This is a genomic window from Paenibacillus sp. FSL P2-0121 (genome assembly GCF_037975345.1).
In the GTDB taxonomy this organism is placed as follows: Bacteria; Bacillota; Bacilli; order Paenibacillales; family Paenibacillaceae; genus Paenibacillus_AQ; species Paenibacillus_AQ odorifer.
Map to the genome: position 1 here is coordinate 6,519,241 of NZ_CP150245.1, position 14,816 is coordinate 6,534,056.

Sequence of the window (14,816 nt, forward strand, 5' to 3'; positions counted from 1 at the left end):
TTTATAGAGTCTCGTAGCACAAACTATTAACATAAAAAAAAGCCCAGCAGAATGCCAGGCTTTACCAATCAATTTATTCTACAAATAATCTGTTTGCTTCAGCATCCGATGCAACATCACAGCAGCTTGTGCACGAGTGGCATTACCCTGAGGTTGGAACTCACTTGTGGTCATTCCCAAAATAATCCCCGATTGCACAGCTTTAGCTACGAATTCTGCACTTTGATTCTGAATTTTGGACTTATCCTTAAAGCGAGCCAGTGTTGAGGCAGAAGTGCCGCTTAATGTAATAGGATGTTTGGTGTATTCCATTGCCCGAATCATCATGATTGCCATCTGCTCACGAGTGATATTATCGTTAGGCCGGAAGGAGCCATCCGTGTTCCCTGTAATAATACCAGCCTTAGCTGCTGCACCAATATAGTCTCCAGTTTGTGTAGAAGGCTGCACATCCCGGAAGCGCTGTGCGGTCTCGCGATCGCCTAGCAAACCAAGTCCCCGGCTAAGCATTACTGCAAACTCTGCACGGGTAATCTTTTTTTCTGGACTAAATGTAGTCCCGTAACTGCTATCGATAATAGTTTTTGCACTAAGCTCTGCTACGATCGAATTACTCCAATGCTTACTCATATCTGAGAAGGCCCGGGTTGATATAAAAGTTCCTAACACCTGATTACCCTCCGTACGAGCACGAATAATCGTATAGCTACCTACCGTACTTACTTTTGTTGGCAGATAGGCTGCATCGTAATAGGAAAGATCCAGTCTAGCAGCAGATGTCTGCGCATTGTTCAATGAAGAAGTTGTACGCACAGTGTATTCTCCAGGTACCGATAATGCCTTAGCATTAGAATAATTGCTGCTTACTATCGCAGTCACCCGGACATCCATAAGACTAGTAACGCTCTGCATCCCCATAGTTTTTAGCTTTTGCTCAAATGGGGAGAACGTACCTGCCGGAACCTTTTCTAAGCGGAACACCAGCGAGATATTTTTACTATCTGCAATCAAGCTAGTCGCTAATCCGTTCATATCGATATCGTCTAGTCCTACGCTATATAAGTGATCGCCATAACGTATCATAAATTTTGTGATTTTACTACGATTTACAGCATCAAGCAAAGGCTTTAAAGGAACAGTCACATAGGCCGATTGTTCTGTAGCAGGCACCTCAAAAGCTAATGTATCACTACTTGCCTTATACAGATATTCATAACTGGCCGTCAGGCGATCTGTGTTTAAGGTATATCTTTTTACAGATTGATTGTATAACGAACGGTCATCCACGATTTGTGAAGAGTCACTCTTCAGCAGCGCGTATTCTTTTCCAAACTCACTTGTTGCAAGCGTCCCTAGATAGGATGGACGATTTCCCGTTCCGGTGCTCACGCCGGTTAGGTTCTTAACAGAGAGAGAAGAGAATGAGGACAGTATATTACCGTTCAGATCCTTGATCGTACCTGAACCTGACATATAGGACAAATCGATAGTTTGCCCGGTCTTTACTACTGAGGATGTTGTTATTTTCAAAGCATCCCCTGACAAAGTGTAGTTTTGTACACCCATACTGCTCCCATCTGCTCTAACTCCGAACTGATTAGCGTAGAGGGAACCAGATGCCTGCATGTTTTTACTGAATGTAACCGTAAGCTCGTCGCCATTGATGGTGGCAGAACTAATCTCAGGTATGCTAGTTCCGCTGTTTTCCGAGATGGACACAGGCTGCAGGTTAATATAAGCTGCACGGTTTCCATTTAAATCGCTTATTCCGGTAGTCCCCGGAACATAGGATACAGTAACATTCTGATTCACCGCCAAAGCACTCTGGAGCGTTAGCGTGACCTGTGAGCCACTGACCGATACATTCGTAACATAGTTAGGAGTGGTGCCAACAAGCACAGAGAACTGGCTGTTCATCGGGAGGTTTGTCGTTGACAAGCCTTCATTGTAATTCAGAAGGATTTTATTGCCACCTCCGGTTGCACTTTGGAACACGGGTGGAATTGTATCATTGCTGTTGCGAATGTAGAAATCTGTGAAATCCGCAATATTTTGTCCAAAAGAATTCTGCAAAGGATAAGAGCCTGCATAATAGGAGACACGAACGGTCTGGCCATTAGAAGCATCGCTATTTAACCCTAAATATACAGTGTTCCCGCTGGAGCTTATGGAGTTGACCCCTAGGGATCCCCCATCTGAAGTCACTAGAAACTGACTATGTGCGTAAGAGGAAACTGCCTTTAAGGAGTCATTGAAATTCAACGCTACCGTTCTACCCGTGATCCGTCCATCTTTGGGTGTAGGCATGGAGGACTCGATAGTGTTAGTAACCTGCTTTGAGCTAAAGGTGCTGGCTGCATTTCCGCTTGGATCTTGAATGGTCCGCAGACCCCCTGTATAGCTAACCTTCACGTTCTGTCCAACCGCTACCCCTGTACTGAGTACCACATAGGCGCTGTCTCCCTGGATATAGACACTTTCAATTGTACGACTCTCATCATTCACCGTAGCACTAAAACTGGAGATCAACAGTGCAATGGAAGAGTTGAGACTCTCATTGTATTTTAAACGAATGGTCCGATTGTTCTCGAGTGATGCAGATGTGAGCTGTGGAGCTGTTTTGTCCTGAGACAAGGTCCGGAAGCTCCATGAATTTTTGCCGCTTAGTCCATCATAGATAACATTAGCATCAATAGCGTCTACAAAAGCTCCTTTAGCAATATCAATATAATAGGTTGAGTCGCTATCTAAAGCTGTTTTAGGCGTAATTACATATTCGTTTGCAGCAGTTGTACTCCGGTTAACAGTAACCGGAACCTGTGCGCCACCACTTTTATAAAGTGCTACGCCATTTTCCACAGCACTGTTATAATTCACATTACGATTGAATGTGACAGAAAATGATCTGTTGTTAGCTATGGATTCACTCCGGTCAGCCGGGTTTAGCGCGCTTACGTTAAGTCCTGTCAAAGAAGCCGTTGTAAATGTCCAGGTATACGCACCCGAAGCCGGAAATACATTTCCGTCTTGATCGTAAAAAGCTCCCTGCGGTATCGTCACCGTATACTGCGTACTGTTTAGCAAGGGTGATGCTGCTGATGCTGGAAGCAATGTTATAGTTCTGCTGCTTCCTCCTGTAACGGCTGGGGAGTTTACATTAAGCCATCTCGTTCTAGCATCGTTAGCTGCACCTGGAGATACTGTTATGGTTCCAGCTGCAGGCATCATAGGACGATCAAATGTAAGCTGTAGGGCTCCAGTGGTAGATACCCCACCTGATCCGTTTGCCGGTGCAGGAGTCACTGGAATCTCTGCCACACCTTTAGTAGAGAAGCTCCACACATCACCGCTTGAAATCCCGGAATACGTTCGATTATCAACATCCTTAAAAGCATAAGAATCTATAAGAACATAATAGTTACTTCCGGAGGCCAATGTTTTATCCAATGTTAGTTTAACTGTAGTAGAGTTAGCATCAGTCTGAACGTTGACTCTAGTATCATCATCCTTAATTTTGAACTCTTGTACGGTTGCATTATCTGCAGACGACAAAATTCGAATGGAACCTCCACCTTTTATCAGGTTTTTATTTAAGGTTAGACTTAGCTCCTTAAGGGCTCCTGCATCCACTCTTGTATTATTAGCAGGTGAAAAGTTGCCTGCCGTAATCGCTGTATTACTCTCAGGCGCAGTAGTAAATGCCCATGAAGTAACACCTGACTCATTACCATCATTATCCTTGAACAACCCCTTAGGGATTGTCACTGTATAAGTCTTGTTTGAAGTAAACTGTTGATTTAGCTTAAGCTCGTAATCTTTTGAACTACCAATTAGACCATAACTACCAATAGGAATCGTTAAAAAAGGTGAGCTATCACCTTGACCCGTAATAGTAATTTCACCTGACTGCGGGTTTACTTGACGATCAAAGCTCAGTCTAAGGGATGATCCTATACTTACATAACTTGCTCCAGGCGCTGGTGAGACTGTTATACCAAACTCTGATGCAGCGTACACTGCTGAATTCCCTATTCCAATAGCAGGATAACCCGAACCAAGTACTAACTCTCCCGCTAGAATAAGTGCCGTCCATATTGAAATTTTTCTTTTCATTCCGTGATAGACTCCTCTCAAGCCATACTATCGTCTTTATGTATATTCTTATATTTCGGCTAAAAGGCTGGCAAAGTTTAGTAGTCTACTTCTCTATGGTTAGATTCACTAGCCTTGCTCGTTTTCGCACGCAAAATAACCCGCAGAGCTGACACCATGGCCAACTTGCGGGTTAACATATTATAAGACCGTATGATGAATTACAACCCTGCTTGATCTCTTAGCAATTCTGCTTTATCTACGCGTTCCCATGGAAGATCAACATCAGTACGTCCGAAATGACCGTAAGCTGCAGTTTGTCTATAAATCGGTTTACGCAAATCAAGCATAGAAATGATGCCCGCAGGGCGAAGATCAAAGTTGTTGCTGATCAGTTGAACCATTTTCTCTTCACTGATTTTACCTGTTCCGTATGTATCCACATTTATCGAGACAGGAGTAGCTACACCGATGGCATAGGCAAGTTGGATCTCACATTTGTCGGCCAAACCAGCAGCTACAAGATTCTTAGCTACATAACGAGCCGCGTAAGCCGCAGAACGGTCCACTTTAGTTGGATCCTTACCTGAGAATGCTCCGCCGCCATGACGAGCATATCCGCCGTATGTATCGACGATAATTTTACGGCCAGTTAGACCAGCATCCCCTTGAGGACCCCCAATAACAAAACGTCCGGTTGGGTTAATAAAGTATTTGGTTTCTGCATCAAGCAGTTCCGCAGGAACAACAGGCAAAATAACATGTTCTTTAATATCCGCCTGAATTTGTTCAAGAGAAATTTCCTCTGCATGTTGTGTAGATACTACGATAGCGTCTACGCGTACAGGTTTTTCATCTTGATACTCAATCGTAACTTGTGTTTTACCGTCTGGACGAAGATAGTCCAAGGTTCCGTTCTTACGAACTTCAGATAAACGACGTGCAATACGATGTGATAAAGCAATCGGCAGTGGCATCAGTTCAGGTGTCTCGTTCGTAGCAAACCCAAACATGAGCCCTTGATCGCCTGCACCAATATTAGCAGTTTCTTCAGCTACTTGAGCAGGATCACGGTGTTCTAAAGCAGAGTTAACACCTTGGGCAATATCAGCGGACTGCTCGTTAAGAGAACTCAACACAGCACAAGTATTATAGTCGAAACCATATTTTGCACGTGTGTATCCAATTTCTTTGATGGTATTGCGTACGATGGCAGGAATATCAACATACTCTGATTTGGTACTGATTTCCCCGATCACCAGTACAAGACCTGTTGCTACTGCTACTTCGCAGGCTACACGTGCATTAGGATCATTAACTAAAAATGCATCCAATACCGCGTCGGAAATCTGGTCACAGATTTTATCCGGATGCCCTTCCGTAACGGACTCAGAAGTAAACAAATGACGCCCTTTAATAGACAAGTATAACAACCTCCCATATGGTTAGTCTGACACTGTATAAGGGATTCCTTAATGATAACAGGCCAAATAATAAAACTAAATAATATAAATAATTCAGGTTTGCCTGATTTCTTTTTATGAAGGATTTTTGCAAAATTTGATGCCTACATTCACTAAACTCTTCAAAAAATGAACCTTTTCCATATGGAAAAGGTTTAAGGCTTTCCTCAAAAGTCATATTATCTTATTTAGGGGGTGGTGTCAATTAAACACAGAACCCCCCGTGAGAGTATGAATATTGATTTCACGCTATAAAAAAGCAATATCAGATAAGGAATAAGGGCATCCTAACCCCTGATATTATTGAAAAAGAGACTGTTCAGCTTGCTTAATGAGTCTCTTCGTAATTTCTCCTCCAACAGACCCATTATCCCTTGAACTTAGATGCCCAAGGTACTGACTACGGCCAGAACCACTACCTCCGACTGCTCCTAACTCAGAAGCAAACTCCGTGTCTGCCCCGCCTCCATAATGAGCCCCATATAATCCAAATTCAGCTGCAATTTCATATTGCATTTGTTTCAGCATTGTCCGACTTTCAGGTACGACTGTACGATTATTACGTGCCATGTTACAGCACCTCCTGTGAATTTGTAAGATTACAGGAATATTGTGCGTCCATCACTTAATCTTCAATCGCGCCAATGATTTGTAACTTTGGAAAACAGTTTGAAGGTATGATTACGTCTGTTTACGGGCATTATGAATATATATCATTACACATTATTTCAAGGTATATCCACCACGAACCATCACAACAAGACCAAGTGTTTGACCCTCTTGAACAGTTATTCCACGACCATCACGAGGGAAGGACAATAAGTGGTTAGATGGTGCAGCTAGTCCATTTGTTAGATCTTTACCATCTGTTAAATCTGCCACACCATTCGCATCTTGTGAAACGATTACTGCTTTACCCGCGCGAACGATAAATTCAGCGCCTGCAGAAGCAATTAAAGTTTGGCCAGGCTTCACATCAACAATCACAGATTCATTACTGCTATTTTGACCAGGTGTAGCTACTGGCGCTGTGGTTGCACTAGGCGCAGGTGTAGCAGTCGCTACCGGAGTCGTCACTGTACCACCTGAAAGTGCTTTCTGAATTTGCTGATCTACGTAGCTTTTCGTAACTACAGGATCATCCGTTGTGCCAGGCTGAGAACCAACACCTGCACCTTCAGCAGTAATATTTAGCAGAGATCCAGCCCATACACTACCAGCCAGCAATACAGCGGTGGTTGTTACTTTCCATACCGATTTCAAAGAAGTTCCTCCTCATTATTGGGGATAAAAACCTATAAAAAAAGAATAGCCTCCGAAGAGGCTATTCTGTGCTTCGGTAATCGGAGATTACTTAGCGGAGATTTCTGTTTCGCCTTTGATCTTGTTGCCATCAGCATCGAAGATTGCAGCGTCTTTCTTAACTTTAACAATGATTCTGTTAACACCGTTGGCGTTAAGATCAAGTTCTTCTTTAGCACCAGCAGCGGAATCAATGATTTTCTTGGAGAATTTAACAGACCATTTTCCTTTATCAGATCCGTATTTAATCGGAGTGATAGAAAGAATGTTTTCTGATGAAATTTTGTTGCTAGAATTAACATCAGTGTTGATGTAGAATTCCAGGTTCGCTTTCAAGTCAGCTTCAGTTGTAGCTTCATTCAGGTCTTTGGAGAATCCGAGAATCAGTTCAGTTGAACCTCCGCTGGATACTACAGCTGAATCAAACGCAGGGCTAATTCTGCTAGTCAGCTTACCTTTTTGTTGTGCAACTGTACCATCGATTACGTTACCAGCAGTATCAGTAACACCATTCACAGCAAAGACATAGTCTTTAGTTTCTGTGATGCTGGAGCTAGGGATATATACATATGCACGAGCACGAGTTGGGTTAGTAGCAGATGATACTTCTTCGCCTTTTTCGTTCAATGTTTTAATTGTAACGTAAGAAGTGCTTGGAAGACCAGCATTGTTCAATGTGTAGCTGTTTTTATCAAGAATTGTGGATGATTTCAAACCGCTAGCATCAAACAGATCAACAGTGATCAAAGCATCACCATAAGTGTCATCACCAACAGATTTGCTATCATAGAACTTGATAGGAGCAGCGCCATTAACAACCAACAATTCTGGAGCTTTATCGTCAGTTGAAGTAGATCCGATTGTTACAGGCAATACTGCAGCAGTCAGTTCATTTGCACTGTAGGATTTATCTACGAACAATCCTGCAGGAATACGCAATGTGTAGCTACCAGCAGTTGGTACACTTACACCAGTGATAGTGAAAGTACTTCCGCTACCTTTAACAAGACTAGAATTGTGAAGCACAGTTGTAGCTTCACCAGTAGTATCATTAATCAGTTGCAGGGTGCCTTTACCTTTGTATACAACATTTTCAGAGAATTTCAGAACCAGACCTTTATTAACAGCTGTAGTAGTGTAAGTAACACCAGTTACAGTAGGAGCTACAGTGTCTTTAGTAAAGGTAATTGCTTGGCTAGCAGCTGTTCCCAAAATGTTACCCAGAGTATCTTTTACAGAAGCTCCGAATACTACAGAACCAGTGAAAGTTCCAGTTGAAGGGAAGCTAGTCAATGGGCTTTGAAGGGTGAACTTCTTGCCATTGTCAGTAGTCAACACTTGGAACGTACCTTGGCTTTCACCAACGGAGTTCAACAAGCGAACATTACCAACCAAAGAAGCACGATCAACTGTTTTGTCGAACTCAACTTCAACATACTTGTCACTTACTGGAGTTACGCTCTTGATTACTGGAGCAGCAACATCAGAAACTACAGTTACAGTAGTTTTGATTGGGTTAGGATTAGCTACATTACCTGCAAAGTCAGTAACGTTAAGCAACGATACATCGTAAGTTTTGCCGCTATCCAATGTTCCTGCAGACAATTTATACTCAGTGTAAGTATCATTTGTTACAGTTACAGTAGCAACTTGACCATTTACGTAAGCAACAATACCAGTAGTTTTAACTGGTTCGCTGAATTTCACGTATACATCTTTAGTAGTTGCTTTTGCAGTAGAGCTAGCAGAAGCAAGTGTTGGAGCAACTGTATCAGCAACAGTGATCAGTTGTGTGTAAGCTGGGATAGCTTCAGCAGATGTTGTTGTTACAGCATCGTTAAGAACTACAGTGTAGTTACCTTTAAGGAATTTAACTCCTGGCAGGGTAATAACAGCTTCAGTGTTGTCAGCGTTGAAGGTAACATTAGCATTAGCTACTTCGTTAACATCACTACCCACTTTAGTTACTTTTACTACGCCGTCGATAACTTTGCTGGATTCAGCCAGTGTATCAACATCGATTGAACGGTTAAATTTGATTACTACTTGTTTAGCATTTGGAGCTTCTGCGGAAACAACCTTAGGAGCTGCCAAAGTTACTTTTGTAGTGTAATCATGATCATTGTGTTTGAAGTTGATTGTAGTTTCAACGCCTGCTACAAGAGCAGTTGTCAATTCAACAGTTGTAGTAGTTTTGTCAGAGAAAGTAACAACTACTTTAGTTGGGCTCAATGCTTCAGCAGAAACGATTGTAGCTGCTTGGCTCAATTGATCCACAGCATAAGCTGTTTCAACTACCAAAGAACGGCTAGCGTTAGCTTTGAAGTTAGTGTCTTTAGCAACCAAACCTGCATTGATTACTGCTTGAGCATAACCTTTAGCCCATGCGGATGCAGAATTATCAGTTGTAGTTGGTTGTTCCAATTTCAAAGCGCGGAACAATACAGCCGCAACTTCTTCAACTGTTACTTTACCGTTGTAGTCAAAGATACCTTTAACAGTATCTTTACCTTGCATGTAGTTTACTGCAGTAACAGCTTCGATGTAAGGCACAGCCCAGTTCGATGCGTTGTAACCTTTGTCTTTGTAAGACAATTTGTTAGTTACTTCAGTAAGGTCGAACAATTTAGTAACGATCTTCGCGAACTCAGCACGAGTAAGATCTTTTTCAAGGTGAGCTTGACCATCTGGGTATCCGTTGAGAATACCTTTCGCTGCCAAAGCATCAAATTTTTGTTGCGGAGTTGTTGCTGCGTCACCAAACGCTACAGAGGCAAACATCGAGAATGCCATTGCTGTAGATAATGCTACGGATAAAATTTTCTTCATAACCTTTTTTTCTCCTCCTTGGACGTTCATAAACTGAGATTTTTCTTTAGTTGAGTAGCTCATGTCACTCATTAGCCGATGCACCCCCTTTCCCGAGTTGAGCAAATTAAGTATAAATAATGTCTGTGACGGGTATCACAGAAACTGGTAAACGATTTTAGGACATGACAATACTAGATTCCTAATTATACCTAAGTATTATACAATGTGCCTCAAGTCACGTAAAGCTAATTTTTCCATTTTGTTAAATTGGCTTTACCAGCGGTTAATTTCAGCCCCTGTGTAAATGACTCTACACCTTAAACGCAGAAGATTTGAAAAAGTTGCGGTTTCTCAAAAAAAATCTTCTTTTTTATATTTTCCGGTGTGATCCCATTAGAAGATACATATGTATGTTCTACTAACTATTGTTAATCATGGGTGCCTACGGAAAACAGTATATCATAGTCGCTTTCTAAACGTCATTATGCAATATTTACTAAGAATCATTAACACTTGTACTATTAATTTAAACATTCCTACAAAAAACAAAAAAAGCGCCGTTGCCGACGCTTGCTTCTATTACATTGTTTCTAACGAATCTTCATAGATAATTGGATCAATTCCTGACGCTTCTCAGGACTCGAGTTCACATTGTCATACATTGCATCAATAGCTGCGCGGTTCTCGCGGTAGCTCTTCTCATGCTTGATTGTAGTATGAGACCATTCGATCAGAGCATTCTCAGTAACAACAAGCTCGTTGTATGAATCGTGGAATCCTGTTGCTTGCACCAGTTCCTCCATGACCTCTTGAGTGATCTCCTGTAGTGCCCGTTTAGCTGCAATTTCCTTCTCCAACACTTTTGCTCTATTCTCAAACATATTCTTGGCTTTCATGTAATCCAACTGTGCTTTTGATAAAATCGGTTTCATCGATGGCTTTCACCTTTCAGAAAATAATATTTTCTACATTATTGTATCGTAAATCGGTGCAGATTACAAAATTTATGTCGCTGGTAATTGTTATCTTTACATCAAAACTCCGACCTACGAATACTTTTCGCAGGCCGGAGCACTTTTTTATTCTTTAGTTAAAGTTCTTAGGGAAGATGCTTGTACTCTTCTGTAAGAGTGCCACAGTAATCTTACCGGCCTCTGCTCTAGTCAACTTACCCTTCGGGTTAAAGTTATAGACGGGCTTCTTTTGGCCTGTAACGGTCACAGCACTTCCTTCCATAATCTTAGCTTTAGATATAGCTTCAATTGCAGGACGTGAGTAGAAATCCATGTTGCTTGTATCAACAAATGATTTGCTTAAGCTTGCCAACAGTTTACTGTCATTCAACGACATCTTGAGTTTCAACGCCCTAGCTATCATTACTGCGGCTTGTTCACGTGTTAAGGCTTGATCAGGCCCAAAGAAGCCATCACTGAGGCCTGTAACAATACCTGCCCTAGCAGCTGTCTCAATGTGTTTGAAATCCCATGTAGCCGCTACGGCTTCTGGCACAATATCAAAGAAGGTTTGTTTATTAGCATCATAGTTCAAAGGAATACTTAATGATTTCACCAACAATGTAGCGAATTCACCACGAGTGGTCAAATCATCCGCCCCGAATGCATCTGCTCGAAGATTAGTCATAAATCCTTTGGAATACAATCCATTCATTATATTTCTGCCCCAAGGATGATTCGTAATATCAACAAAACCACGGCGCAGCTTCATAACAGTGTAATAACCAAATTCATCGAATGGAACGGTGATGGTATGTTTTTTCGTATCTACGACGCCGCCCAAATTCTCCCACTTACCTGAATCTGTATATCGGAATACTGTAATAGTCGATCCCACTTCATCCACAATGCTGGAGTTGAAAGTAAGCGTCAATTCACCACGTTGGGAAGGTACGATTTTTCTTGTTTGACTATACTGCGTAAAGTATCCAGTCTTTCCACTGGCATCCACGAAATGCGGGGTAACCCCGTTGGTCTCAAGATTAACGCCATCATTTCCTAGACCACCACTAAGCCAATAGATATCCGATACTCTCGAAAAGTTATTAGTAGAAACGGTTGATGTAAAGCGTAGAGCAAGATCCTGTGGAATCACAAGCTGCCCGCCCCCGCCTTCGGTTCTGTCGTCACTACCCGTTACGTTGATAATGTTCCCGTAATCATTCTTACGTTCAACAACGCCATCAGCGGGATCCGCGATACCAAACAACAGTTTTGTATTAGGATAATATTTTGCAGCACCAGAGCTAGTATATCCCTTCATAATCGTGCCTTTAGGGAAGTTCAATTCCAAGGTTTTATTAAAGACACTATACTTCGTAGCTACCTTCTCAGCCATATATTGTGTATCAATCTGCACTGCACTAGCATAATACACATTTATAGTATCGCTTATTGTGGAGTTAGCACGAACCACTTGTATCTTAATGGGATTCGATTTGTCTGCTTTTAAGCCCACATAATCATAGGTGAAGCGATCTTGATTTGGCAAATCCGTACGTTTAATTGCTTCTTCTTTGCCAATTATTACTTTAGTGGCACCTTCAGCCTCAATATCAAAACGAACAAAGTTTTTGTTAACAACAATTTGCTCACCTACCGTCGCTACAGGTGACAGAAGACGATATGGAGCAACTTCCCGCACTACTTCAAGACGTTGTGTAGTTCTTGCTCCTGTTTTGTTAATAAGCTCTAGGGTATAAACTTGACTTCCTGGGGCATCAAACTTAATGTCACGTAATCTTAAAATAAAGTTTTTAGCACTGCCAATGTAGTCATAATACAAACCATTTGCAGCCACTTCATCAGGATAACGTTTAGGACCAATAGGTCCATCGGATTCCGTACCGTCAATTAGCAGCTTATCCTGCCCCGTCGAAGTAAACACCAAAGTAGAGCCCTGATATAGATTCAGCGTTGTAGCACCACTACCTTGTAGTACCAAGTCGAATTTATCTTTGCTTGTTGTATATTTTTCATCCTTATATACAATCTCAGCTGGCAATGCCAGCATGGCATTACGCTCGACTTCATTAGAAAGGGTTGTAGTTGTAAAAGGTAAACGATTATCCCCTAAAGTAGGATGGAATTGTTTTATCCCAGAAATGTTGGTATCAATGATGTAAATTTTAAGTTCTTTTTTGATAATACGTTGGTTACCAGCATTATCTCTTGAGACTCCAGTAAACACGATTTTATTCTCACCGTATACCAGTGGTCCCGTCTGACTGATTGTCACAGTGAAATTAAAAGTTGTTTTATTTACTGTTGAGTTTTTTTCTACTTCAAGCTTAAAAGGATTGCTAGATAATGAGTTACTGTCTGTACCGTTAATTTGCACTTGTGCATTTTCTATATTTTCGAACCCGATATATTCCCCAGCGACATTAAGTTTTTTTTCTACACTGGAATCGAATTCGTAGGTCTGACCATCTTGCAGATTACTTACATATATATAGTTTTTCGATACATATGAAATATCAGCATTATAGAAGGATTCTGATCCTTTATAACGGAATTGTACCTTTTGTTGACCATTAGAGAACCCTGATATTTTATAAATATATTCATTTGTTCCTGTGCCTGCAGTTACATAATCTATGGATAGTGGTTTATTACTCAAAGGCAAATAGTTTGCAGTTATATCTGCTGGGGTTGTTGATCTATTTGTCTTCGCCATTATATAGAAACTATCCGTCTCTAACTGTTGGCCATTCAAAGGCAATTTAGAGATATTGGTAAGATCACCTGAGCCTGTATATCCAGGAAGGTAGTACATTTCTGTTATAACAGTCTCATTTTTCAAAAATTTATATGAATAAAGATGAGAACTGCTGTGGCTGCCATAATCTACAGACAATTTAAAGTCATTTACACCCGCCAAGATTTCTAAATCAGCTGCAGTCTTAAATTTAACCAATTTATACGTTGGCGTAACGCCATCAGGACCAGGAATTGTTAATTCTTCTGTCACAGCACTAATCGTTACAACTTTTTCGGAACTATTACCTTTATTAAGAGTTAGCACAGCATTTGTTGCAAACGGAGCCACGTTATATGGAACTAAGATCTGTCCAGTAAAACCTGCAACACTTGGAGTCAAATCAGCAGTCAACGTAGGCACATTATCATTTAAGATATTATAGTCCGCATTGTCGTGGTTGATGTTCAAAGAAGCGTACGGTTGATCCTTATCAAAGAAATATACGGATCTGTCTATTGTTATTGAATCCGAAGCATTTTGAATAACAATCTTAAGCGTACTTAATCCCGGACTCAAGTTCAGCGCGGGGGTGAAAAATGTTCCGTCTTCCAATAGGGAAGTTTGTAATGCAGTTCCTCCATTCACGGAGACACTGACTTTAGTGGCATTCGTTACTTTACCTTGAAGAGTAACTGTAGATACTGGTACGACAACTTGTGTTCCTTCATTTAAATTAAGCGCAGAAGGACCACCCAAAACTTTTAATTCTGTTACATAGGGAACTTTATCATAAAGAACATAAAATGATTCTGAACGTTGGAGATTCCCTTGCATACCAGAAAAGGTCACCTTATTAAAACCTGTATACAAAACAAGACCAGATGCTACAAAACGGTTATCCGGGCTATTGGTATCTGTTGTTACCGCTCCCGTAGTCAGGTGAGTAGCATCTGTTACCCATTTATTAGATTGACTATCTTTTGTAAGCTGCTCTACAGTAACCTTCATCGTGGAAGATGTTACCTGAGAGTAGGTTCCTGTAATTGAAAAGGTAGGGCTACTTACTTTGTAAACACTAGAACGGTCAATAAGTCCCTCAGGATTAGGATTAGCTGTTGTTGCTACAACATCCTGTTTCAACAGAACAGTATTACGTAATGTGAGATCATCCGGACTGAAGAAAGTCGTGGAGCTCGTGGTAGCCGCTGCCGCTATGGGCGTGTATTTACCTGGGAACATAGAAACGATCAAAGCCGCCAGCATCAGCCAAACGAACGGTCTCTTAAAGCGTTGCATGTGTTATATCTCTCCTTTGAGTATAAATTCTCGTAAACCTTCACTTTGTTCTTTATCGGTCATAGGAGGCGATATTTTTAGGGAAAACAACAAAAAACTCATCCGAAAAGGGATGAGTTTTGTTAGTTATAGAAA

Annotated in this window: 7 protein-coding genes; all 7 read right to left on the reverse strand. The window is 41.3% G+C overall.

The window, feature by feature from the left end:
- Window positions 1-78 precede the first annotated feature (78 nt).
- Window positions 79-4,113 carry an Ig-like domain-containing protein gene (locus tag MKY54_RS28845; protein WP_339188763.1) on the reverse strand — a complete coding sequence of 1,345 codons (4,035 nt, stop codon included), beginning with the start codon at window positions 4,111-4,113 and terminating at the stop codon, window positions 79-81.
- Between the two features lie 200 nt (window positions 4,114-4,313).
- Window positions 4,314-5,516 carry a methionine adenosyltransferase gene (gene metK / locus MKY54_RS28850; protein WP_036681514.1) on the reverse strand — a complete coding sequence of 401 codons (1,203 nt, stop codon included), beginning with the start codon at window positions 5,514-5,516 and terminating at the stop codon, window positions 4,314-4,316.
- 339 nt (window positions 5,517-5,855) lie between these two features.
- Window positions 5,856-6,125 carry an alpha/beta-type small acid-soluble spore protein gene (locus MKY54_RS28855; protein ID WP_036681516.1) on the reverse strand — a complete coding sequence of 90 codons (270 nt, stop codon included), beginning with the start codon at window positions 6,123-6,125 and terminating at the stop codon, window positions 5,856-5,858.
- 153 nt (window positions 6,126-6,278) lie between these two features.
- Complete coding sequence (locus tag MKY54_RS28860) at window positions 6,279-6,818, reverse strand: hypothetical protein (RefSeq protein ID WP_076123912.1); 540 nt, start codon at window positions 6,816-6,818, stop codon at window positions 6,279-6,281.
- An 87-nt stretch (window positions 6,819-6,905) separates the two neighbouring features.
- Window positions 6,906-9,758, reverse strand: coding sequence for an Ig-like domain-containing protein (locus tag MKY54_RS28865; RefSeq protein WP_076307531.1), 2,853 nt, complete (start codon window positions 9,756-9,758; stop codon window positions 6,906-6,908).
- A gap of 500 nt (window positions 9,759-10,258) precedes the next feature.
- Complete coding sequence (locus MKY54_RS28870) at window positions 10,259-10,600, reverse strand: hypothetical protein (protein ID WP_036681520.1); 342 nt, start codon at window positions 10,598-10,600, stop codon at window positions 10,259-10,261.
- A 154-nt stretch (window positions 10,601-10,754) separates the two neighbouring features.
- Window positions 10,755-14,681: an S-layer homology domain-containing protein gene (locus tag MKY54_RS28875; RefSeq protein ID WP_339188766.1), complete on the reverse strand. Its 3,927-nt coding sequence runs from the start codon at window positions 14,679-14,681 to the stop codon at window positions 10,755-10,757.
- Window positions 14,682-14,816 lie beyond the last annotated feature (135 nt).